The sequence below is a fragment of the Streptomyces sp. CA-243310 genome (assembly GCF_050936775.1).
Taxonomy (GTDB): Bacteria; Actinomycetota; Actinomycetes; order Streptomycetales; family Streptomycetaceae; genus Streptomyces.
The window spans coordinates 2,608,439-2,632,281 of record NZ_JBNJMF010000002.1 but is presented as its reverse complement, the minus strand read 5'-3'; the positions used below and the strand labels follow the sequence as shown (position 1 = coordinate 2,632,281).

At 72.7% G+C, this 23,843-nt stretch carries 15 protein-coding genes and 1 tRNA gene; 8 read left to right on the top strand and 8 right to left on the bottom strand.

What is annotated here, in order from left to right:
- Positions 1–37: 37 nt before the first annotated feature.
- The 6 genes from ACQEVM_RS29460 to ACQEVM_RS29435 form a co-directional block, all read right to left on the bottom strand.
- On the bottom strand, positions 38–910 hold the full coding sequence (locus ACQEVM_RS29460; RefSeq protein WP_433083983.1) for a DUF6339 family protein: 873 nt from the start codon (positions 908–910) through the stop codon (positions 38–40).
- Positions 907–1,839 carry a hypothetical protein gene (locus ACQEVM_RS29455; RefSeq protein ID WP_433083981.1) on the bottom strand — a complete coding sequence of 311 codons (933 nt, stop codon included), beginning with the start codon at positions 1,837–1,839 and terminating at the stop codon, positions 907–909. Before ACQEVM_RS29455 ends, ACQEVM_RS29460 begins: the two co-directional genes overlap by 4 nt.
- Entirely contained in the window at positions 1,836–3,818 is a 1,983-nt protein-coding gene (locus tag ACQEVM_RS29450) for a hypothetical protein (protein WP_433083979.1), read from the bottom strand. The genes ACQEVM_RS29455 and ACQEVM_RS29450 overlap by 4 nt, the downstream gene beginning before the upstream one ends.
- Positions 3,815–4,936: a PD-(D/E)XK motif protein gene (locus ACQEVM_RS29445; protein WP_433083977.1), complete on the bottom strand. Its 1,122-nt coding sequence runs from the start codon at positions 4,934–4,936 to the stop codon at positions 3,815–3,817. Before ACQEVM_RS29445 ends, ACQEVM_RS29450 begins: the two co-directional genes overlap by 4 nt.
- Positions 4,933–7,572, bottom strand: coding sequence for a Z1 domain-containing protein (locus ACQEVM_RS29440; protein ID WP_433083975.1), 2,640 nt, complete (start codon positions 7,570–7,572; stop codon positions 4,933–4,935). The genes ACQEVM_RS29445 and ACQEVM_RS29440 overlap by 4 nt, the downstream gene beginning before the upstream one ends.
- Positions 7,573–8,009: 437 nt before the next feature.
- Complete coding sequence (locus ACQEVM_RS29435) at positions 8,010–9,965, bottom strand: DEDDh family exonuclease (protein WP_433083973.1); 1,956 nt, start codon at positions 9,963–9,965, stop codon at positions 8,010–8,012.
- A gap of 204 nt (positions 9,966–10,169) precedes the next feature.
- Here ACQEVM_RS29435 and ACQEVM_RS29430 point away from each other — a divergent pair, with 204 nt between their 5' ends.
- A complete protein-coding gene (locus ACQEVM_RS29430) occupies positions 10,170–11,309 on the top strand; it encodes a hypothetical protein (protein ID WP_433083971.1) in 1,140 nt (379 codons plus the stop codon).
- Between the two features lie 384 nt (positions 11,310–11,693).
- On the opposite strand, the gene ACQEVM_RS29425 is transcribed toward ACQEVM_RS29430, so the two are convergent.
- A tRNA-Arg gene (locus ACQEVM_RS29425) sits at positions 11,694–11,769 on the bottom strand.
- Between the two features lie 333 nt (positions 11,770–12,102).
- Between ACQEVM_RS29425 and ACQEVM_RS29420 the strand changes: the two genes are divergently transcribed.
- From ACQEVM_RS29420 to ACQEVM_RS29390, 7 genes are all read left to right on the top strand, one after another.
- Positions 12,103–13,707 carry a dynamin family protein gene (locus ACQEVM_RS29420; RefSeq protein ID WP_433083969.1) on the top strand — a complete coding sequence of 535 codons (1,605 nt, stop codon included), beginning with the start codon at positions 12,103–12,105 and terminating at the stop codon, positions 13,705–13,707.
- Positions 13,708–13,711: 4 nt separating this feature from the next.
- Complete coding sequence (locus ACQEVM_RS29415; protein ID WP_433083967.1) at positions 13,712–15,538, top strand: GTPase; 1,827 nt, start codon at positions 13,712–13,714, stop codon at positions 15,536–15,538.
- A 97-nt stretch (positions 15,539–15,635) separates the two neighbouring features.
- The gene (locus ACQEVM_RS29410) at positions 15,636–16,043 is read left to right on the top strand and encodes a single-stranded DNA-binding protein (RefSeq protein ID WP_433083965.1); all 408 of its coding nucleotides are present in this window, start codon (positions 15,636–15,638) and stop codon (positions 16,041–16,043) included.
- A gap of 83 nt (positions 16,044–16,126) precedes the next feature.
- Positions 16,127–17,380 (top strand): TQXA domain-containing protein, encoded by a 1,254-nt coding sequence (locus ACQEVM_RS29405; protein WP_433083963.1) that lies wholly within the window; start codon positions 16,127–16,129, stop codon positions 17,378–17,380.
- A gap of 191 nt (positions 17,381–17,571) precedes the next feature.
- The gene (locus ACQEVM_RS29400; RefSeq protein ID WP_433083961.1) at positions 17,572–19,110 is read left to right on the top strand and encodes a bifunctional phosphatase PAP2/diacylglycerol kinase family protein; all 1,539 of its coding nucleotides are present in this window, start codon (positions 17,572–17,574) and stop codon (positions 19,108–19,110) included.
- Between the two features lie 292 nt (positions 19,111–19,402).
- Positions 19,403–20,827 (top strand): right-handed parallel beta-helix repeat-containing protein, encoded by a 1,425-nt coding sequence (locus ACQEVM_RS29395; protein WP_433083959.1) that lies wholly within the window; start codon positions 19,403–19,405, stop codon positions 20,825–20,827.
- A 128-nt stretch (positions 20,828–20,955) separates the two neighbouring features.
- Positions 20,956–21,816, top strand: a complete 861-nt coding sequence (locus ACQEVM_RS29390; protein WP_433083957.1) for a hypothetical protein — start codon at positions 20,956–20,958, stop codon at positions 21,814–21,816.
- A 740-nt stretch (positions 21,817–22,556) separates the two neighbouring features.
- On the opposite strand, the gene ACQEVM_RS29385 is transcribed toward ACQEVM_RS29390, so the two are convergent.
- On the bottom strand, positions 22,557–23,804 hold the full coding sequence (locus ACQEVM_RS29385; RefSeq protein WP_433083955.1) for a tyrosine-type recombinase/integrase: 1,248 nt from the start codon (positions 23,802–23,804) through the stop codon (positions 22,557–22,559).
- Positions 23,805–23,843 lie beyond the last annotated feature (39 nt).

Sequence of the window (23,843 nt, the reverse complement as noted above, 5' to 3'; positions counted from 1 at the left end):
GAGCCCCGCCCGGCCCCTGAGCCGCGAACCCCGCCCCTCAACCGGGTCGGCGCGACTCCTGCCCGCCCAGCGCGGCACGCGCCTCGGACCGCACCTGCCGCACCAGGTGTCCCAGCTCCGCTTCCGACGCCGAGTCCAGGTCCACGAACGCCGTGAGCCGCAGCAGCCGCGTCAGGCTCTCCCGGAGCACGGTGCGCGAGGACACGGTGCCCGAGGCGGCGGCGTGCGAGGCGGCGGCGTGCGAGGCCGTGCCCGTGGCCGCCCCGTCCTCCCGATGGGTCCGGACGACGGCCCGCACCAGCGCGGGAGACCCGGCGAGCGCGGAGCGTCGCGCCATGATCTGGTCGAGATCCGCCTCGCCGAGCACGTCCAGCAGGTGGTACGGGTCGTCCGCCGCGTCGTCGCGGAGCACGTGCGCGCGGGTCCACAGACGGGCGAGCGCGTGCCGGGTGAGGTCGGTGCCCTTGAAGCGGTCGGCCACGTACCGGTTGCCCGCGTCCGCCGGCCACCGCCAGACGCACACGTCCGGGAGGAGCACGAGCGCGAGGAACGCCCACACCTGCCGTTGCGCGGCCTCGCCGGGCACCATCCGGCACCCCTCCCGCAGCACCTGCGCCACCTCGCGGTCGAAAGCGGTGCGCCGCGCCGCGGACGGGGCGGCCGGGAAGCCCTGCTCACGCGCCACGCGCAGCACGGACCCCCGGAGTCGGTCGAGTTCGTCGCGCGTGACCCGTCGCCCGCCCGTGGCCGCGTACACGGCCCGCGAGGAGTGGTTGTCGACCATGGACGCGTGCCCGCCCGCCGGTACCTCGTGGAGCATGCGGAACCGCCGCTCCGTCTCCCCGGGCAGCAGGCGCGGGTAGAGCAGGCTCATGACGCGGTTCCCGGTGTCGCCCACGATGCGGCTCACGACGTGGCCTCCCGGTCCGTGAGGAACCGGACACCGCAGTGGACGTCGGCGCGGAACCGCGAGGGGTCCCTGCGCCGGTCGTCCCGGAGCCGTTTGATCGCCTGCTCGGCGGACTCGGTCGGCCGTGACAGGTAGGTCCGCACCAGGGCGCGCACGAGCCCCGCCATCGTCAGGTCACCGTCCGGGTCGTCGGACGGCGTCTCGTCGACGAACGCGTCGTCGTCCAGTGCCCGTCCCACCAGGTCGGTCACGATGTCGGCCTCCAACATGCTCCACAGCATTCCCGAGAGCTCGTTCCGCGAGGCCTCCATGGCCTGCTTGACCGCGGGATTGTCCTCGTTGAGGAGGACGAGCAGACTGCCCATGGCGGCCTGCTGCCAGTCCCCGCCGTCCATGCTCACGTACCAGGCCGAGCCTGCCGGGAGCCCGGCTTCCGCGAAGGACACCGGCGCGATCGGCAGCAGCCCGGCGCCGCCCTCCAGGTGGACGCGTACCTGGTCGCTCCACAGGATGGATCCGCGGCGGGCCGCCACGAACGGTTCCGCGGTCGGCAGGTCGCCGGCGAGGACGACGAGGGTCTCCACGGTCAGGAAACCGCCCAACTCGGAGCTGTCGAGCGAGAACAGCACCTCACAGGTCGTCCGGGCCTCGTGCGGCGGAAGGTCCCGCGTGAAGGCGGACGTGCGGAGCAGCGACGTGGACGGCCAATGGCGCACGGACAGGCGCAGCGGCGCGTCGGACGGCAGTCCGCAGTCGCCGCGCAGCTCGGTGAGGTCGATCTCGACCAGCCGGGCCAGCGTGAGGTCCGAGGCGTAGTCCCAGGCGGGCAGCGCGGCGGGCACGGGGTCGCCGGCGGTGTCGCCCAGCCGCCACGGCGCGGCGTGGATCCGGTCGAGGGGCCTGCGGTAGGGCCAGACGCGCACGCTCATGCCCGACCCACCACGTTGATGTCGACGAGCACGTCGGCGACGGCGGTGACGATCAGATCGACCTCCGTCGCGTCGCCGGCGTGGTAGAACACCTCGCCGGCCACGAGGGAGCCGTCCGACGGCAGGCGCCAGCCGTGCACCTCGGGAGGTGTCACCCCCGTCGGGGAGGCGCCCTCCGCCACACCGTCACCGGTGAGTACGCGCACCGTGCCCTCCACCCGGTCGGGTCCGTGGACCCGTACCCGTTGCACCACGTACGGCCTTCCGTCGATCACCTCGAAGCGCGGTCCGGCGATCAGGCTCGGCCGGCGGACACCGGACCGCCCGCCACCCGTGGCCGCACCGCCCGGGGCCGTACCTCCACCCGGAGCCGCGCCGCCGCCGTCGGCGACGACGCGACCGTGCCCGTCCGACCCCGGCGCGACCGTGAAGCCCGCCGGATCGACGCCCGCGGGTTGCCCGCCGGGGCCGGCCGCGTTCCCGCCGGTTCGCGCCGTGCCCGGATGCGCGCCGGACAGCGGTACCGCGCTGCCCGTTCCGCCCGGACCCGCCAGCAGGTGGCCCAGGCGCTGGGCCACGGACCCCATGGCGTAGCTGCCGACCTTGACGGCCTTGCGCGCCTGGGCGCCGCTCAGCCGGTCGCACTGCTCCTTCAACCGGCGGCCCGCCGTCCGTACGAACGTCGCCTCGCGGCCCTGCAACTGCTGGTACTCCCACGCGTCGTGGGTCGGCGGCTCCGCCCGGGCGAACGTCTCGTCGAGTTCGGCACGGACCCTGAAGACCGCCGCGTAGCCGGCGTCCGGATTCGACCGCTCGGGCCCGGGGAGGTAGCGGACCACGAGTTCCGGTCCGCGCAGCAGACAGACGTGCCGGGGCGCGCCCTCGATGCCCAGATCACGCGCCGCCGGGGACGTCACGAGGGCGCCGAACGTGAAGGCGTGGGCGAAGCGGCCCAGCTCCTTGTACGGCTTGCCGCACGCCAACACCGGACCCGTGCCGTCCGCGACCTGCCGGTACGCGCCCGCGAAGAAGGCCAGGGCCGCGTCGGAGCCCTCGTCGGGCACCGGGACGTCCACCCCGTTCGCCGTGACCGTGACGCTCATGCGCCGGTCCCGGTCGCCGAGCAGGATGGGCCACAGGTTCCAGGCCGCGGCGTCGGCGAGGTAGGTGCCCGCCTCGGCCACGGACAGCTCGGGCGTGGTGTCCGAGTCCGGCAGCGTGGGGTCCGTGAGATCGGGGTCGACCACCACGAGCGTCGTGCCCGTCTCCTCGCCGGCGAACCCGGGTATCCCCAACTCGCGCGCCGCGGCGTCCGCGCGGGTGTCCGTCAGCGGTTCGCAGTGCTCCGCCTCCGGGAGCCCCCACCAGTGCCGGCCGGTGTACCGCGTCTCCCCGTCCCAGAACGACTCGCGGATCGCGACGCCGATGAAACGCGAACGCACCCGGCCGTCGTCGTCCCGGAACCGGGTGTAGGCGAGGACGCATCCGACCTTCGACATGCGGAACAGGGCGCTCTTGCCGTAACCGAACGTGCCCCCGCTCGCCGAGCGGGTGCCTCCGTCCCGGTCCCCGCTGTTCAGGACGAACCGCGCCCACTCCCGCCGCGCGGTCTTCCCCGCGTCGGAGCGCGTCGGGCCGGCGAGGCCCAGCGTGCCCCGGTCGGATATCGCGAGGTAGCGCAGGGACTTCGCCTGGGCGAGCGGGCGGAACATGCCGTCCGAGCGCCCGCTCCTCGACGATCCGCCGGCGAACAGGCGGCGCCAGGCCGCGCCGTGGCCGGCGCCGACCGTGGCCAGGTCGAGCCTGAAACGCACGACGCCCTGATCGGGCAGGCGGGCGTCCCAGGAGTTCTGGGCCGCCTCGCGCACGAGCAGCGTCAGCCGGGACAGGCCGGGGCTGCCCAGTTGGCTCAGCAGACCGCCCGCCGTGATGCCGCCGTCGGCCCGGAAGGGCTGCGCGTACCAGCCCGCCTCGGTCACAGGTCGGCCCCCAGCCGCTTCAGGACGCGCTCCGGCTCGGCGGTGTGCGTGACGGTGTTCAGGTCGATCCGGTACTCCACGCTCCGAACCCCGGTGGGCGCGGACCCGCCCACGAAGCCGCCGGGGACGATGCGGGGGAAGTCCCCGGACACGTCGTACCAGCGTTGTTCCGCGGTGAGGAACCGGACCCGGTCGATCGTGGACTCCTCGCCCCGGGGCAGCCCGAGCGCCGTCAGCCGCGTCTCGAAGGCCCCGAGATCGTCGATCCGGTCGCGGCACGCCGCGAGCAGGTCCGGTACCGAGCGCGCCCCGGGCGCCGTCGACTCGGTGACGCGCGACCACGCCAGCGTGAGGGTGCCCTCCGGCGGGGTGTCCAACTGGTCCACGCCGTGGACGTGGACGACGCGCCCCTCGGCGGCGACGCTGCCCTTCACCTCGATGGCGTGGTGGGCGCCCCGGAAGTCCTGAGGGCAGCCGAGCGGACCCAGCCAGGCCCGGACGGCCTGCGGGTTCACGTCCAGCAGGGTTTCCAGGACACGGAGTTCGGCGAAGAGCCCGGCCAGCCGCGGCACGGTCCACCCGGTGGAGACCCCCGCCAGCAGCAGCCTCCAGGCGTGCAGCGTACGGACGATGAGCGAGGGCGCCTGATCCGGTCGGGCGAGGATCAGCCCGGCGAGGTCCGCGACCAGCCCGGTGAACGTCCCGGCGAGGTCACGCCTGAGGCAGGCGATGTCCGCGTAACGCACCGGGAGGCCGTCGTCGTGCGACAGCGTCCGCGTGGTGAGGCGGACACCGGCGCTGCGCACGTCGTCCTCCACCCCGGCCGAGGGCCCGATCGGCACCAGCAGGTGACGCAGCCCCTCGCCGTCGAGGCCCAGGCGCAGCGCGCCGTGGGAGGTGTCGATCTCCAGCTTCGCCGTGATCACCGTGCGGGCGCGCCCGGGTTCGTGGAACGCGGCGCGTCCCGGCACCGATCCGTCGGACGCCGAACGCGGGGCGGCGCCGGGCACCCCGCCGAAGGCGGCCGTTCCCGCCGCCCGCCGGTCGAGCAGGCTCCACTGCGACTCGAACAGCTCGCGCAGTCGGACGGTCGCGGCGGACCACGGACGCGCGGTCACGCGGCGCCCTCGGGGCCGCCGTCGAGGTCCTGTTCGAGCACCGAGATGTCCTCGTCCTCGTCCTCGCCCGCGGTGGGGAACACGCGCGAGAGGTCGGCCTGGAGGTAGTCGTACTCGACGCCGAGGTCCACTCCGCCGGTCGGCTTCGGGAAGACCAGGGCGGCGCCCCAGACGATGTCGCCCGGCGCGTCCAGCGGGGCCCGACCGGCCACCGCCCGCTCCTGTCCGATCGCGCCGCGCACCGGCACCGGGGCCTTGGCGTCGATCGGGTACAGCAGGATCAGCCCGCGCTCGGGCTGTTGGGAGGTCCGCAGCCGCTGGAGCAGGCTGCGGTTGACCTCCTCCCCCTCCGGGACGTCGAGGTCCAGTGCCTCGTCCCGGGAACCGGTCAAGGTCTTGATGTCGGCGACCGGATCGGCCACGCCGAGGTCCAGTCGGGTACGGACCACGGGATCCACCGCGCCGCCGTGGGGCAACCCGACGACACCGCCGCCGGTGACGGGCCGCTTCCCGATGACCCCCACGTTCCAGCTGACCAGGCCGCCGGCCTTGCTCCGCTTGCCTATGTACCCGCCGAGCAGGTCGCGGGCGGCGTCGAGGGACTTGGGATGGAACCTGTACGCCTCGACGAACGCGAGGACGTGTTCCACGGGGATGCCGCGCCACAGGGCCCGACCGGCCCCCGTCCTCGCGTCGAGGCCGCCCTCACGGTGCGCGGCGGCCAACAGCCCCGACACCGCGGCCTCGTTGTCCGCGTGCCACCGCTCGTCCTCGACGGTCTTCTCGCAGGGGAAGTAGCGGGTCTCGACGAGTTGACCGCCGTAGGAGGCGGCGCCGCGCACGGCCCCCTTGGACTTCGCCGGAGAGGTCACCTTCATCTTCGGGTGGGACCTGATGCGCACCGCCATCTCCAGCGGAGTGAGGTGCTCGGTGATGTACCGGTCGATCTCGACCCGCATCTCCGCCTCGACCGTCGCGAGATGCGTGAACCAACGACGCGTCTCGGCGGGCATGAAGACGCGCGGGAGGTCCTCGTAGCCGGGGCGGTAGCCGAACCAGCGCCCCATCTGGAGCAGCGTGTCGTAGACGTTGGACGAGCGCACGAAGAAGCTCACGACGAGCCCCTCCAGGGTGAGTCCCCGGGAGAGCGTGTTCCCGCCGACGGCAATGACGCTGACGGGCCCTGAGTCGTAGTCGAGACGATCCGTGCTGCGGTAGTGGTCCATGACGATGCGCGTTCCGGAGACCACCGGCTCCAGCGCGTCGCGCACGGCCGCGAAGTCGAGCGGCGGGCTCCCGTCCTGCGGCGTCACGCGCCGCGATTCCTCGTCCCAGAGCCCGTGGAACTCCCCGACGACGGCCGGGTCGTCCTCCCGGATGCCACGAGCCGCCTCGTCGCGCAGCGCCTGGAGCACCGGCTGGTACGAGTCGTGGACGCGGGTGTCGGAATGCGCGTGGATCAGCATCGACGAGTGTCGGTCACCCTGCCCGCGCACGTGCCGCGCGGCGGTGGCCAGCCAGAACCAGAGGACGGCGCGGCGGAGCGAGGAGGCCTCCTCGGGGGCGAAGTCGGCGATCGCGGACCGCTTCGCCGGCCGCAGGAGGGCGAGTTCGTCGTCGGGGATCGTCCGGATCATGTCGAGCCCGCCGGGAACCTCGGCCGGGTCCTCCAGGTCCAGGGGATTGCGGCCGAAGAGGGTCTCCGGCCCCTGGTAGTCGTCGCCGCGGGGCAGGCTGAGGATGAAGTCGCGCGGGTAGAAGTCCTCCTCGTCCACCGGGTCGACGAGGAGGTTGGCGAACGGCGTCGCCGTGTAGCCGACGTAACAGACCTTGGGAATCCGGCCGATGACGTCGCGGATGAGCGGATTGATCCTGCGCGTGGCGATGGTCGCCTGGTCCGCCTCGTCGTCGATGATCAGCGTCGGGCAGTTGACGAGTTGCTCGCGCGCCTGCTCCAGCCAGTCCCGCAGCTTCTTCAGGACCGGCCCGTTCTTCTTGACCACCAGCAGCAGGCACTGGTCCTTGGACGCCAGGAAGGACTGGGCGTTCGGCGGCGGCTGGAAGTCGTGTTCCGCCTTGGTGATCTGATGCCAGAGCGGCGGGTTGAGATCCACCAGGTCGCGGATCAGTCGGGTCTGGGTCTGCCGGCGCAGCGAGTTCGTGACGCCGGACAGGACGATGAACATGCGGTAGCCGCGGTCCGCCGCCTTGCAACAGACCGCCGTGAAGTTGCTGGTCTTGCCCGACTGCACGTGGCCGAGGACCAGGCCGCGGGAACGGAAGGTGGGGGTGGCCGGATGGTCGAGCATGGCGACGACGCGATCGGAGGCCGCGTCGATCTTCCGGACCTCGTCCGGGTCGAGCTGGCGCCTCAGACGCTTCTCGAACGCGGGCCAGTTCCGGTCCTCGGCACGCGGCCCCGCGTACCAGCGGACCGCGTTCTCCCGCCCCACGGCCAGCGGTTCGCGCAGGGTGGCGATCTCGGTGGTGGCGGCCTCGTGGCGGCGCACCATCTCGTCGATCACATCCCGCGGTACGAGGAAGTCGCGCAACTGCTGTGTCGCCTCGTGCGGGAGCATCCCGTCGAGCATGCTCTGATAACGCGACCAGGCCGCGTCCATCTGCGGGTTCCCCACCCATGCCTCACAAGTGATTCAGAGTCGATCAGGTGCCTGTCGGCGCGTGTCGGTGTGTGTCGGAGTGTTCGGGTCTGGTCGCCACGAGGATTCGCCCAGGATCACCCCGGCGATCGGTGCTGCCGACAGTGATCGATCCGCCGAAGAACCTCATGTCGAACGACGTTCTCGGGGCGGTCGGGATGATCGGGGCGGTCGGGACGGGCGGAGGTCGTACGCCCGATCGCCGGGTCGCGAGAGGTGACCGGGGGCGGTCGCGGGGATGGCGCGTACACGGCTCCCGGCCTCCGGTGCTGGTGTCTGTGTGCCTGTGTGTTGCTGTGTCTGTGTGGCCGGTGATACGAAAGTAGCCCATGCCGGACGTGTCCGGCCGGCGGTTTCGAGCCGCGGATCGCCGGCCGGTTCGGTGTCCGGTCCGCTGTCGGTCCGGTCGGGGCTCAGTCGGCGACGTCGACGCCGTAGGTCCGTGCGAGGGCCGCCAGGCCGTGGTCGTAACCCTGGCCGACGGCGCGGAAGCGCCAGAGCGGGCCGCGGCGGTAGATCTCCGCGAGGACCATGGTGCGTTCGGTCGTGGCGGCGTCCACCGTGACCTGCGCCAGGGGCATCGCGCCCGTGCCCGATGCCACGGTGACCTGGACGGCGCCGACCTCGCCGAAGGCGGGCGCGCCGTCGATCGCGGCGCAGACGACGACCCGGCGGGCGGCCGGCGGCATCGCGGCGAGGTCGACGCCGATCGTCTGCTCGGTCGGCCCGTCGCTGAGCAGCCGTACGGCTCCGTTCGGGTTCTCCGGGGCTCCGTAGAAGACGAAGTCCTCGTCGCAGGAGACCTGTTCGTCCTCGTCGACGACGAAGGCGACCACGTCGATCTCGCAACGCGTCTGCTGGGCCCAGGAAGCGCCCACGTCCCAGCGGAACTCCGTCTCCGTACGGGGAAGGTCGATCACCCCGCCCCGCGGCAGGACCAGCGGGGACCGGACCCGCTCGTCGCCGGCGGGGGAGCAGGCGGGGGAGGCGTCGCGGGGGGCGTCGGGGGCCGTTCCGGGCGCGGTGAGCCAGTCCGCGTCGTGGGTCGGGATCAGCAGGGAGGTGATCCGGGCCATGCGCCGGTCGGTCTCGGCGCCCGGGAGGAGCACGACGTCCGTGACGCTCGCGGAGAGATTGACGGCGGCGGACCCGCCCAGTTCGACGATGCGGCCCCGGGCCCGCGAGGAGGCCGGATGTGTCCCGCCCAGGACGAGGACGCGCCGGCCGCCCAACGGCGCCGGCCCGGCGGGGGTCTCGGCCCGGTGTGGGGGCGTGGCGTGAGGTGTGGGCGGCGTGGACGCGTCGGCGGGCGCGGGCCGCGCGGCCGGCGTCGCCTGGTTCGGGATCGCGGCCGTCACCGTGCCCGTCGCCGGTTCCGCGGCCGTCCCCGCCGTGACCGTCCCCGTCCCGCTCGCCGCCACCGGTTCCGCGGCCGTCGGCTTCTCGTGCGGGGTTCCCGGCCGTACGTCGTCCAACAGCCGCAGGAAGGCGCGCTCGTCGACGACCGGGACGCCCTCCGTGATCGCCCGCCGGGCCTTGGTGGACCCCGAGGTGGTGTCGTTGGTGACCAGGAGGCTGGTGTGTCGACTGACGGAGCCCATCACGTTCAGGCCGGCGGCGACGGACCGCGCCACGAGGTCGGCGCGCGCGATGTCCGTGTCACCCGTGACGGCGATCTTCATCCCCTGGACCAGGGGACCGCCCGCGGCCGGCCTCCCGGGATTGCGGTACGCACACGGCGCCTTGGGCGCCTTCGGCGCGAACCGGGGGTCCTGCCGGGGCGGGCAGGGGACCAGCGGCAACGACAGGTCCAGCCGGGCCGCCTCCTTCAGGGTGGCGCGCAGGATTCCGGCGAGGACCCGGGTGTCGTCCAGCGCGTCGTGCGCCCGGGTCTGCTTCACGCCGTAGTGGGCGGCCAACGTGCCGAGCCGCAGGTCCGGGGTCGGCGGGTCCACGCGCCGGTTCAGCGCCAGGGTGCACAGCCGCCGCGCCACGGGAAGGTGCACCCCGGCGCGCGCGAACTCGTGCGCCAGGAAGTCGTAGTCGAACTGGGCGTTGTGGGCCACCAGGACGCGGCCTTGGAGCAGTTCCGCGATCCGCCCCGCGACCTGCCCGAAAGTGGGCTGCCCGCGCAGCCGCTCGGCGGTCAGTCCGTGGACGTGGACGGGGCCGGGGTCGCAGCCCGGGTCGAGCAGGGTCGAGAACTCGCCCGTCTGTCGGCCGTCGGGGCCGAGCGTCACCACCGCCACCGAGAGCACCCGATGCCGTCGTGGCGTCAACCCGGAGGTCTCCACGTCCACCAACGCCCAGTCGAAGGCGTATTCGTGCGGATCGGACACGTCGGGGGCGGTGGTCGAGACGAGACTCATGACGGACAGGATGATCCGACATTCGTTCCGCCTTCAACCGGAATGCCGATTTGTCCCCTCTCGGGTCGCCGTGGTCGTCTGCGTCGAAGCCGAGGCCAAACGGCGTGGCGCGGCGCGGCACCGTGACGAGATCAGACAGGGCATGGTCATCCAGTAGGGTGGTCGGCCATTTCCCAGGTCAGCCCCGCCGCGTACCTTCCTCTCTTGGCCAGGGCGCTGCAACGCCTGAGCTACGACACCAGCGTCGGCAAGTGGCATCCGTCCTCGCTCCCGCTGTGCGAGGAGGCGGTGGCCGCTGCGCGGTCCATCGACCCGGCCGAGACTGCCCGGGCCAATGTTCTGTACCGGGCCCTCGACTCGTGCCAGAGACAGCTGTACATGGCGGGCCGACGCGCAGAAGGACTTGCCATGCGCGCCGAGATGCTCGCCATTGGCCGTGCGCAGGCCGAAGCGACCGGAAACTCCGCGGTCCAAGGGCTGGAGAACTGGGCTGCCGGCCTTTCCGAGGAAGGCCGGTACGCCGAGGCTGCCGATGCCATGACCGAGTTGGTCACCGCGATCCTGTCCCACGGGCCCCGAAGCGGGGCTCTCGCCTGGTCACTCCTCGAGTGGATCGCCGCTCTCCATGACGCCGGCCGGTTCGGCGAAGCACTCGCCGCGTTCGAGACACTCGTCGGCATGGAAGCGGCCGAAGCCGCGAACGACAGCGGCCCGACGGCCTGCCATCTCCACTCGCTCATCGGGTACGCACGGATGCTCGACGCCCACGGCCGAGGCGAGCAGGCGGCCCACGTGCGGCAGGATGCGCTCGCCCTGCCGGCGGAGTTGGCGGACACCGGTGAGCGCAATTCCCGGAGTGGCGACCAGGCGTCGTTCCGGGCGGTGCTGCTGACCATGTCCGGCGCCGACAGCGATCGGCCCGCGTCCGATGGACCGCGTCCGCCTTCGGGGGCCGTGGTCATGCGGTGGTCGCCCGACACCAAGCAGCGCTACTTCGACAGCCGTCATGCCCTCCGTGACGAGGTGGACGCCCTTGCTCCGCGAGCCACCAAGGATCCGGACCGACATCTGGCCGAACTGGTTCGCCTGCATCGGGTCCTCACTGTCCGCTCCGTCGTCTACTGGAAGCACCGCACCCACCTGTTCGTGGAGCGGGTGGGCTCCCTGTTCGACGACGGAGTGGGCCTGGCCCGTCGACTGTCTCAGCACGACCCGGTGGAGGGGCCACGAACACCGGCGAGGATCCTGATCGACCGATCGACCTTCCACGCCGCCGCCGGCGAGTTCAGGCCCGCCCTCGATGACTTCCGCCAAGCCCTGGGCTACCTGGGGGAGGCCAACTGACCCGAGCCGGCCAACGTCCACCCCAGGACTCGTGCACACCAGCAGCTCGCGCCGGCCGGAGAGAGATCGGCCATTCCGCAACTTCCAATGGCCCGGGTTGCCAGTGCGGTTCCGCATGTGCGCTGCTCCGATTCGGTGAATCGTGACGGGGCGGAGCCTCGGGCGATGACCGCGACAGGATCGCGAACGCGATGGCCGCCGCGACCGGCGCGCCACCCAGGGCCTCCCCGGGCTTTCCCCGCCCGTGCGGGGTTCGAGCGGCTCTCCGCGAGGGAGCGTTCACCACCGGGCGACAGGCCGAAGCGCCCGACGGTATACGGGCCGATGTGCCCCTGACCTGCACGAAAGCCCTCCCGTGGGGGAGGGCTTCGAGGGGTGGAGAGGTGGTGCCCCCGGCAGGACTCGAACCTGCGGCCAAGTGCTTAGAAGGCACCTGCTCTATCCACTGAGCTACGGGGGCCGAAAGGTGGCCGTGGTGGCCTGGAGGCCCAAGGTGTTGGTGGGACGGTGGGCCTTGCCGGGTCAAGGATAGGGCTCCAGTCACCTTGTCCCGGTTGCTTCACCCGCGTGCCACGATGTGGAGGTTCGGTGAAGCGGTCCCGATAATCGCAGGCAGGTGCGATTTTCGCACCGCTTTTGCGCCGCGTCGCCCCGGGTGTTGTGCACTCGTTATGCCTGCGTCCCGCTCGTCCGTCGTGTCCCGGGATGTCTCTCCCGGGTGGCGGTCGGCGCGCAGAGGACGTATAAGCTTCAAAAATGGTCCTTAATTGGGCATTCTTCGCATGTGGTGACCTTGGATGTTCGGCCTCAGCTGCTCGATGCCCTGTCCGCCCTGCGCGACCGGGTCGCGTCCGTGCGTCTGCCGCTGCCCCTGCCCGGCGCTCCGCGCGCCCGCCAGACCAGAGCCGAGCTGCTCGCGCAGCTCGACGACTACCTCGTTCCCCGGCTGAAGGCGCCGGAGGCGCCGCTGCTCGCCGTCGTCGGCGGGTCCACCGGGGCCGGCAAGTCCACCCTCGTCAACTCCCTCGTGGGCAGGCAGGTCAGCGAAGCCGGGGTGCTGCGTCCCACGACACGAACCCCGGTCCTTGTCTGCCATCCGGATGATCATCACTGGTTCGCCGGGATGCGCGTCCTGCCCGACCTGATGCGGGTCTGGGTGCCCCACGAGGAGGACGAGTCCCCTCCCGCGACCAGGAAGCCCCGCCGCGGGAACACCCACGCCACCCGCGAACTGCGGATCGAGACCGTCTCGACCCTGCCGCGCGGGCTCGCCATCCTCGACGCCCCCGACATCGACTCCCTCGTCGTCGAGAACCGCACCCTCGCCTCCGACCTCATCTGCGCCGCGGACGTCTGGGTGATGGTCACCACCGCCTCGCGGTACGCCGACGCCGTCCCCTGGCACCTGCTGCGCACCGCCAAGCAGTACAAGGCCACCCTGGTCACGGTGCTCGACCGGGTGCCGCACCAGGTGCTCGCCGACGTCTCCCGGCAGTACGGGGCCCTGCTCACCCGGGCCGGGCTCGGCGACGTGCCCCGGTTCACGGTGCCCGAGCTGCCCGAGTCCACCGGCGGGGGCGGGTTGCTGCCGGCCAGCGCCGTCGCGCCGCTCTTCGCGTGGCTCAGCCACCACGCCCAGGACCCCGCCGCCCGGCAGTACGCCGTCGGGCGGACCGCGCTGGGCGCGCTGGACTCCCTCGCACGCCGGATGCCGGAACTCGCGTCCGCGGTGGCCGCCCAGCACGCCGCCGCCGTACGGCTGACATCGGCCGTCACGGACGCGTACCGCCGCGAGGGCAAGCGGGTGCGCACTCGGCTCGACAAGGGCGCGGTCCTGGCCGGCGACGCGCTGACCAGATGGCGCGGCTACCCCCTCGACACCAGCGCGGACGAACTGCTCGACTCCCTCGCCGAGTCGCTCGCCGCGCTGCTCCAGTGCGCCGTGGCCGCCGCGGACGAGCGGATCGCGGAGGCCTGGCGGCGCGAACCGGCGGCAGCCGCGGTCCCGCTGCCAGCGCCCGACCGTGAGGCGGCGGAACGTATCGGCATGGCCGTACGGCGCTGGCGGCGCGTCCTGGAGGAACTCGCCGAGGAGGAGGTCGCACGGCTCGACAAGCAGCCCGCGCCCGACCCCGACGGCGTCGCGGCCCTGCTGGTCGCTGCCCTCCTCGGCGGCAAGCGGGCCCGCCCGGCGGGCGAGAAGCTCGCCGAGCGGATCGGCGTACAGGCCGCCGTACGGCTGCGGGACCGCGGCGGCGAACTGGTCGGCGAACACCTGGACCAGGTGTTGCGTGCCGAACGCGACCGCCGCCTCGCCCCCCTGGAAGCCCTCGAAGTGACCCCGGAACCACAGGCCGAGCTGATCGCCGCGTTGTCCGTACTGCAGAAGGAGAGGTGACACGGTGACCGCCTTGACCGACCGCACCGACGACCGCTGGGACGACGGACTCATCGCGCGCTCGCGCCCCCGGGTCGCCGACGACGACTGGCCCGGGGCCGACAACGAGGAGGGCGACGACGCGCTCGTACGGGCCGTCTCCGGCGCCGGCAGCGACGGCGGCAAGGTGGCCGCGCCCCCGCTCAGCCCCGAGGCGCAGGCCCTGCGCACCCGCCTCGAAGCACTGCGCCAGCTCATCGGGCTGTCCAGGACCCGGATCCTCGACGGCAAGACCCTCGTCGAAGCCGGCAGGATCCTCGACGAGGCCGCGGCGCGGCGCGGGCTCTCGGCCCAGCACACGGTCGTCGCGATTGCCGGCGCCACCGGAAGCGGCAAGTCCACCCTCTTCAATTCACTCGCCGGGGTACAGATCTCCGAGACGGGTCTGCGCCGGCCGACCACGGCGGCGCCCATCGCGTGCAGTTGGTCGGACGGCGCGGCGGGCCTGCTGGACCGGCTGGAGATCCCGGGCCGGCTGCGGCGCCGGCCGCGTGAGACCTCGGAGGCCGAGGCGCTGCGGGGGATGGTCCTCGTGGACCTCCCGGACCTGGACTCGGCCGTCGGCGCCCACCGGGACCACGTGGACCGGGTGCTGGCGCTGGTCGACGCGGTGGTGTGGGTGGTGGACCCGGAGAAGTACGCGGACGCCGTCCTCCACGAGAAGTACCTGCGCCCCCTGGCCGGGCACGCCGAGGTGACGTTCGTCGTGCTCAACCAGGTGGACCGGCTGCCCGGCGAGTCGGCCGACCTCGTCCTGGACGACCTGCGACGGCTGCTGGACGACGACGGGATCGCCCTCGGCGAACACGGCGAACCCGGGGCGACCGTCCTCGGGCTCTCCGCCCTGACGGGTGAGGGGGTCGGGGAACTGCGCGAACTCCTCGGACAGTTCACCCAGGAGAAGGGCGCCGCCACCCGGCGGATCTCCGCCGACGTCGACCGGGCCGCGCTGCACCTCAGGCCCCTGTACGTCGCCGACGGGCACCCGGGACCCGAGATCGGGGAGGTGGCGCGCGCCGAGTTCGAGGACCGTCTCGCCGAGGCCGTCGGCGCGTACGCGGCCGGTCTCGCCGCCGAACGGGCCTGGCGGCGCAACGCCGGCAAGGCCTGCGGGACGCCGTGGCTGCGGCTGTGGCGCTGGTACGAGAGCCGGCGCGCCCCGCGCTCCCTGGCGGGTCTGGCCGCCCTCGCCGCGATCGGGCGGGCCCCGACGGCGACGGAGTTCCCCGTCGAGGAGGAGGTCACCGCCCGCCAGCGGGTGGAGCAGGCCGTACGGACGGTCGCGGACGAGGCGGTCATCGGGCTGCCCGACCCCTGGGCCCAGGCGGTCCGCGAGACCGCGGTGCGCGGCGCCGACCGGCTGCCCGAGGCTCTCGACGAGATCGCGGTGACCGTGGGCACGGCGGTCACCGTGCCCCACGTCAAACCGCCGCGCCCCGGCTGGTGGCCCGCCGCGGTGCTGGCCCAGGCCGCGATGTCCCTGCTCCAGATCTACGGCGGCCTGTGGCTGGTCGGGCAGATCGCCGGGGTCCTGCCACCGCACCTGATGCCACCGGTGCTGCTGATGGTGGCCGGCATCGTCGGCGGGCCGCTGGTCGAATGGGCCTGCTCGATCGCCGCCCGGGGCCCGGCCCGCAGGTACGGCCAGGACGCGGAACGCCGGTTGCGGCAGGCGGCGGCAGGGTGTGGGCGGGCCCGGGTGCTGGAGCCCGTCGCGGCCGAGCTGCTGCGCTACCGGGAGGTGCGCGAGCAGTACGCGACGGTGGCGAGGTTTTCCACAACCCGCCAGTAGTCCACAGGCCGGAACGGGATCCGGGTCGTCGGGCCAGCATGGACGTACCTCGGGCGGACGGTCCGCACGGGTGTGACATGCGGGGGAGGCGACCGGGATGAACGACACCCTGGTGACGCTGGTGGGACACGTGGCGACGCGGATCGACTTCAAGGAGACGCCGACCGGCCCGTCGGCCAGGTTCCGATTCGCCGTGACACCGCGGTACTTCGACCGGCGGACGGACACCTGGTCCGACGGTTCGACCAGCTTCTTCACCGTCTGGGCACGACGAACCCTCGCGTTGAACCTGGCGAGTTCCGTGTCCGTCGGCGAACCCCTCGTGGTGCACGGAAGGCTGCGGGTCCGAGACGATCCACCCGACGGGGACGGGGCGCGGTGGTTCTCCGCGGACATCGAGGCCGTCACCATCGGACACGACCTCAATCGGGGGACGGCGGCCTTCCGGCGCGTGGTCAAAACGGACGCCCCGCTGATGGCGCCTCAGAAGGCGGCGGTGGTCTGAGTGTTCGAGGCGGTTAGGATTCCCCGGTACTCACGGGCATCCGGGTCCTCGGCATCCGGGTCCTCGGCCCGAAGGGGAAGACTGTGTCGATCGCTGTTCCCGCATCCTCCGTTCCCGATCCCGCCATCGCCGCAACCGTCACCGGCCCCGCCGCCGTTCCCGGACGGGGCTCCACGCGCCGGTCGTTGGCGGCGGTGGCGCTGCTGGCCGCGGCCCTGGCCACCACGCCCGGCGCCGCGGTCGCGGCGGACTCCGAGCCCACACCGGGCCGGCCCCCGGAGGGTGCGAGCGCCGTGCTGGACGGCCTGAAGACCTACGGGCAGGCCGTCCTGCGCACCGGCGACGGAGCCGTACGGCAGGTCCCGGCCGGACTGCACGAGATGCGCGTGGACGGCGGCGGCATGCTCCAGACCTACGGGGTCGGCGTCGCCGGCTACGCGCAGCCCGAGGCCCGGTACACCGAGAGCGGCTGGAACGGCAGCCCCCTCGAAGGCAAGGACGGCGCGGGCCGGATCCGCTGGGTGCTGGAACACTCCTACCCGCAGCTCAACGACCTGGCGGAGCTCTCCAAGACGGCCGGCGCCGCCCCCCTCACAGCGGCGAGCGCCGCCGCCGGGACACAGGTGGCGATCTGGCGGCTGGCGGACGGGGCACAGGTGGAAGCCACCGACCCGGCGGCGGAACAACTCGCCGACTACCTCCAGCGGGAGGCGGGCCGGATGGCGGAACCGCCGCCCTCGCTGGCACTGGACCCCGGCGAGGTGTCGGGTCCGGTGACGGGGGCCGTCGGCAGCCGGCTCGGCCCGGTCACGGTGCGCACCGGGGCTCAGAGCGTGACGGTCACCCCCGACCCGGCGGCCCTGGCCATGGGCGTGCGGGTGGTCGACGAGCAGGGGCGGCCGTTGACCGCCGCCGCCGACGGCACCCGGCTGTACTTCGAGGTGCCGCCCGGCACGGCCGACGGGCTCGCCTCGGTCGTCGTGCAGGGGTCCACGAAGGTCCCCGTCGGACGGCTCTTCGCCAACGGCGTCCCGAACCAGGCGCAGATCGTGGCGGGTTCCAGCGAATCCGTGACCACCGCCACCGCGACGGCCCTCTGGCCGGCGCCCGAACCGGTGCCGATGGGCGCCGTGTCCGGTACGGCCCTACCGTCGGTCGGCTCCGAGCCCACGACCGAGAGCGAGGACTCCCCGTCCGGCGAACGCCTCGCGACCAGTGGCAGCTCGGCGGCCACCCCGGTGATCGCCTCCCTCGCGGTGGGCCTGGTGGTGCTGGGCGGCATGGTCGTCCTGCTGCTGCGCAAGCGGCCGCTGGAGGGCGAGCAGGACGAGGGCTAGGTCCTGTCGTCGAAGTGGCGCCGGTAGGGCCCGCGGTATCGGGCGCCGCGGGCCAGGCGAGACTTCGACGACAGGGTCTGGCAGGGGCCGGGTCTCGCCTGCCCCGCTCGACGGAGAGGGGCGCCCCGCGACGTGGCCCGGGTGGCGGGTGGGGTTGGTTCCGGATCCGTGGCGCGGGGTAGGCGCTGAAAATGGCTGAACAGGAATTGACCTGGCAGGGGTCGGTCGCGCGATGGGACCGGCAGTTGTTCGACGCGGTGGCCCGCAGGCACTGGCCCGGGGCCGACCGGGTGCTGCCGAGGTTGGGTCGGGCCGCGAACCACGGCGTCCTGTGGGGCGGGACCGCCGCCGCGCTCGCCGCCTTCGGATCGGCCCGGACCCGCAAGGCCGCCCTGCGGGGAGTCACCTCCCTCGCGCTGGCCTCGGCGACGATCAACACCGTCGGCAAGTGGTCCGTACGACGGAGTCGCCCCGTGCTGGAAGGGGTGCCCGCCGCCCGGCAGCTGCGCACCCAGCCGCAGACCACCTCCTTCCCCTCCGGGCACTCGGCCTCGGCGTTCGCCTTCACCGCCGGGCTGGCGCTGGAGGCGCCGGGGTGGGGGCTCGCGCTGGCCCCGGTCGCCGCGTCGGTCGCGTTCTCCCGCGTCTACACCGGGGTGCACTACCCGTCCGACGTGGTGGCGGGCGCGGCGCTCGGGGTGGCCGCCGGGTTCCTCGTACGACGGCTCGCGCGTGACGCGCAGGAGGCCCGGGTCGTACCGGGTGACGAACGGCCGGACGCCGGGGCGCCCGCGCTGCCGGACGGGGACGGCCTGACGGTCGTGATCAACTCCGGGTCGGGCACCGCCGCCTTCGCCGGGCTCGACGTCCTCAAGCGCCGGCTCCCGAAGGCGGAGCTGGTCCAGTGCGAGAGCACCGAGCTGGAGTCGGAACTGGCCGCGGCGGCCTCCCGGGCCCAGGTGCTCGGCGTCTGTGGCGGCGACGGCACCATCAACGCGGCGGCCACCGCCGCTCTGCGCGCCGGGGTGCCGCTCGCGGTGTTCCCCGGCGGCACCCTGAACCACTTCGCCCTCGACCTCGGGCTCGCCGGAGCCGAGGACACCTGTCGGGCAGTGGCCGACGGGCACGCGGTCCGTGTCGGCGTCGGACGTTTCACCCCCGGCCCGCGGCGACACCCCGACCCCGCCACAGGGGCGGAGGCCGTCCCCGAGTCCGATGTCGAGCCCGGGCGCGAGGAGTCGGGGTACTTCCTGAACAACTTCAGCATCGGCGCCTACCCCGAGCTGCTGCGGCACCGGCTGCGGTGGGCGCCCCGGATCGGCAGCGGCCCGGCCGCGCTGCTGGCGGCGTGGCGGGTGCTGCGGGCCGAGCGGCCCGTACGGCTGAGCCTCGCCGGGCGCCCGCGCAGCGTCTGGCTGCTGTTCGCCGGCAACGGGACGTACCACGGCAGCGGCCCCACGCCCCGGCGCCGCGACAACCTGGGCGAGGGCCTCCTCGACGTACGGCTCGTCTTCGGCGGCGGTCGTCCCGGCCCGCGACTGTTGGCCGCGGCCTTCACCGGGCCCCTCAGCCGCTCCCCGGTCCACACCGCCACCCGCCTGCGGAGCCTGCGAATCTCGGACGTGCCGCCCGGCACCCCCCTCGCCTACGACGGCGAGTACGCCAAGGCCCCCACCGCCTTCGTGCTCGACGAGCTGCCGGAGGCCCTCACCGTCTACCGCCCGCGCTGACGCCCCGGAGCGACGACCACACCCGCGGCCCGCCCCCGCCCTGGCCGCCCACAAGCACGGCGTCATCGCTCCTGGTCCGGACCGCCGGCGAGCACGGTCAAAACCGTGCAACCAATCCGCTGACCTGCCACGCGGCGAGCATCCGTTCGCCCATTCAGTCATATTCGGTGACTAATGTCCGATAGTGCGGCGGTGCGTGAAGTTCTGCCCTGTATCGGGTGATGTGCTGCGCCGGACATCGGTTCGGCGACGCGACTGCGCGTCGCCCGTGCATCACGAGGAGCTGGATGTGTTGAGCCGGAAGCAGAGCGGGCTCCTGGGTGCGGTCGGAGCAGTGGCCGCAGCGGCCCTGGCGGCCTCGCTGGCATCCCCCGTGCACGCAGCGGACAGGGAGAAGGGGACGCCGGTCCCCTGCTCGGTTCCGGCGCTGGTGAGCGCCATCGACACGGCCAACGCCGCGACGGGCGAGGTCCCGCTGCGGCTGGCGCCCCACTGCGTGTACACCCTCAACTCCGCGAACACGGGGGAGACGGGGCTCCCGGTCGTCACCGGGCGGGTGCGGATCGAGGGGCGCGGCGCCGTGATCAGCCGCGGTCCCGCGGCCTCCGGCCTGTTCCGTCTGTTCGAGGTGGCGAACGGTGGCCGGCTCACCCTGTCGGGGCTGACCCTGAACGGCGGAAGCACCAGCGGCAACGGCGGGGGCATCGCCGTGCGCGCCGGAGGCGAACTGAGGGCCTCTGACGTCACGGTGCGGCAGAACCGCAGCGACAGCAACGGCGGCGGGATCGAAGTCGAGTCGGGCGCCACGGCAACCCTGAAGGACAGTCGGGTGCGCAACAATGTGGCGCGCCTGCAGGCCGGTGGCATCAACGCCAACGGCACCGTCTCGCTCCTGCGCAGCAGCGTCGCCGAGAACGAATCGACCGCGAGCTACGGCGGCGGCATCAACATCGACGCCCCGAACGCCCGACTCACCGTCCGCAAGAGCAGCGTCAGCCACAACCGGGCAGCCCTGGGATCCGGAGGCTTCGACCTGGACAACGGAATCGTGGAGATTCGGGACAGCGAGGTCACCGGCAACGAGGCGGCCACCAGCGCCGGCGGCATCTACCACGAAGCCCAGAGCCTGATCATCGACTCCTCACGGATCACGAGGAACTCCGCGGTGCTGGGATCGGGCGGCATCGAGGCCTTCCAGGGGTTGACCGTCACCAACTCCAAGATCACCCACAACCGGGTCACCGAAGTGCAGCCCGGCGACGGGTTCGGAGGCGGCGGCGTCACCCTCTACGTCGGCAACGCCACCTTCATCAAGACCGAGATCACCGACAACACCGTCACGGCTCGGGACGGCCGGGGCGGCGGCGTCTACATCCTCGGATCGAACACCTTGAACGTGAAGTTCGAACGCTCCTTGATCGCGCGCAACGCCGCCATCGGGGACTCCGCCTTCGCCGGCGGCATCTCCCAGGAGGGTGGCGCCCAGGTCACGCTCAGGAACACCCCGGTCACGGCCAACCGCTCCACCAACACCCCCGGCGGCGTGTGGACCGACACGCAGTTCGTCACCGTCGAGAACTCTCCCATCAGGAACAACGTCCCGGCCAACTGCACGGGCAGCCCCGTCATCGTCACCGGCTGCACCGCGACCGCGCTCACGACCCCCGCGCCGTCGTTCACCTACCCCGGACCCCGGCCGCGCCCGACCAAGCCCTGACCCCGCACGACCGCGTCACACCCCCGTGAACCGCGAGGCCCGCCGCCCCACGCAGCGGGCCTCGCGTGGAGCCGTAGCGCAGCCGGTCATGGAACGACCGGTCGCTGCACAGCGAAAGGAAGCTCAGCATGAGCAGCACCACCCGGCGCCTCCGCGCCGCCGTCGTCCTGGCGGCCGCAGCCGGTCTGGCCGGTCAGATCCTCGCCGTCGCGCCCGTCGCGGAGGCCGCGGCCGAGCCGCGGCCCCACTACCCCGCATCGAATCCGAAGCCGGTCAAGCCGGTCCAGTTCCCCCACGGGCTGGCGGAGTTCACCAAAGACAGCACTTTCACCGTGCCCCGCGGGGTGCGTTCCATCTTCGTCCAGGCATGGGGCGCGGGCGGCGGCGCGGGCGGCGGTGGCGGCGGCGCGTCGAGGGAGCTGACCGCGACCGGTGGCGGCGCGGGCGGCGGTGGCGGCGGCGGCTTCGTCTGGTGCGCGGTGTCCGTGAAGCCCGGGCAGACCTACACCGTCGACCTCGGCACCGGTGGCACCAGTGGCACCGGCGGCGCAGGCGGCATTGGCCGCGAGGGACCGGGTCGCACCGGCGTGTCGGGAACCGCGGGCACCAGGACGACCTTCAGCAACAGCAACGGCAACGTGCGGGTCAACGCTGGTGGTGGTGGCGGCGGCGTGGGCGGCGGTGGCGGCGACGAGGTTGGTGGCGCCGGTGGCGCCGGTGGCGCCGGTGGCAGCGCAGAGTGCGCGGGCGCCAGCGTGATCCGGGTCGGAGACGACGGCGGGGCGGGTACCAAGGGTGCCGATGGCGGCCCCCAGGCCCCCGGCGGAGCCGGGGGCCCGGGCGGAGACACGGCGGACGGCATCGTCGATCCGCCGCTGAACGCGGGTGAGGGCGGGGACGGTGGCGCCGGCGGCGGCGCGGGCCTGGCCGGCGACCCCGGGATCACGGGTGGCGTCGGCGGGTCCGGCTACCTCGTCGTCTGGTGGTAACACCCGTTCGCGCTCAATCGTGCGGCGATGCCCGCGCAACTCCCGCACAGCAGTCCCTCACCCTCGGCCCGGTGATGCTTCACTAGCTCAAGCAGCGGCATCGGGTAGCTGCATGGACGAGGCCACCCGCCCGCGCCGGGGTGGCCTCTTCGTCGCTCGGCTGTCCCGAGTGGGCGCACAGCATCCGCAGAGCCTCGGCCGAGGGACTGCTTTGACCTGCGGTGATGCTCTCCATTGGGGGTGCCCGTTTCTACTGGGGACTCCACCACCCAGTAGCCGTCCAGGTGCGGGGTGTCGTGTTCGTCGGGCACTTGCCTGGGTGCCGCCAGGGGGGGCGGCCTTCCCGCCCCTGTCTTGTCGCTTGCCTTGTCGCTTGTCGCCTCAAGGCCCAGAAGGCTGTATTTCCCCTACTGCGGAGACGTGAATCGGGGCGGAGCACCTGGAGGGCCGTGCTCTTCCTGCCTGTCTGCCGGCTCGTCGCCGGGGCCGGGCCGGGCAGTCTGTGGGCCTTGAGAGGGGCCCCAATCCCCACCAACGACGATCAACGTTGGCCAGGGTGTGAGACGAGGCTCCCGCCCTCGCCCCGGCGCAGGGGGGCCTGACCTACCCATTCGCCCGTAGCTATGGACGACTGGCAAGATGGGGTGTTTCTGGCGAACTTGGGGCCGTGGAGGGTCTCTGACCTGCGTAGGAACCACCGATCGGGGGCCGCCCCGGGGCTGTGGGCCGTCTGCGGGCCGTCAGGCTGCCTCGGGGGCGCTCTGGGGGCCGCCGAAGACCGACGAAACGGCTGCGCGCGTTCGTTGCTCGCTGCTCGGCATCAGGTGCGTATAGATCCGCAGAGTGAAGCCGGGGTCGGAGTGGCCGAGGTACACACTCAGCGCCTTGATGCTCTCGCCGCTGTCCAGGAGCATTGACGCGTAGAAGTGCCTCAGGGCGTGCATGCCATCGTCCGGGGCGGCAGCGTACCGCTTGCCCCGCTCTCGGGGCGGGATGACGCCAGCGGACGCCAACGCGGGCTTCCACACGTGGTCATCAAAATAGCTACGCCAGATGGCATGGCCCACGACACTCGTGAAGACCAGCCGTCGGGCCACCAAGGGCCCGTCGGGGGTCTTCCAAGGCAACCTCACCTCGACCGGCGGGAAACGCTCCATGTGGGCACTCAGAGCTGCGGCGGTCACCGGGCTCAACGGTACGTCCCGGAGCTTGCCTCGCTTCGGTGGTGCGAACACGAGCTTTCCGCCAACGCGCTTGACCTGCTGCCGGACGTAGAGCCACCCAGACGAAGCGTCGATGTTCTCTCGGTCCAGGCCGAGAATCTCACCCTGACGCAGGCCACAGCCACCCCCGACATCCACCGTCGCGGCGAATCGGTCAGGCAGTCCGGCCCGGACTGCCAACACGCGCTTCTCGGACCACGGCTGAACCAGCCGCGGTTCAGGCTCCGGCGCCTTGACCGACTGGGCGTGGCAGGGGTTCGACCGGATCACGCCGTCGTCCTTGGCCGCATTGAACAAGGAGGACACCGAGTCGTAGATGGCGCGTCGGTACGTTGCGTTGGGCAGGGACGTCGTGAGGTCGCTCAACCACGTGCGCACGTGCGCCGGCTGGAACGACCCCATGGGGCGAGTGCCCAGGTGGGGGACGGCGTGAAGGCGAATCCGCCTCTTCACCGCCTCCTGACTGACGATGTCCGTCGTCAAGCCACCGAGCCACTTCTCGGCGTACTCGCGGAACGTGATCCGTCCGGCCTTCGGGTCGAAGAACTGCCCTGCATCCATGTCGGCCTGGATCCGGGTGAGCCACTTCTCGGCCTTGGTCTTCTGCCGGTCCGCGAAGCTCTGTGACTGCTCGGTGCCGTCAGGGCCGACGTACCGGGCGCGGTAGCGCATGCCGGTGCCGTAGCGGTCGGTCTTGACCCGGCGGGTTTTGCCGTCGGGCCCGACTTCGGTCTTGTACCAGCGGTCTTGGATGTGGCCTGCCACGTCATGTGCCTTTCCGGGCATACGGAGGAGGCGGGCCTG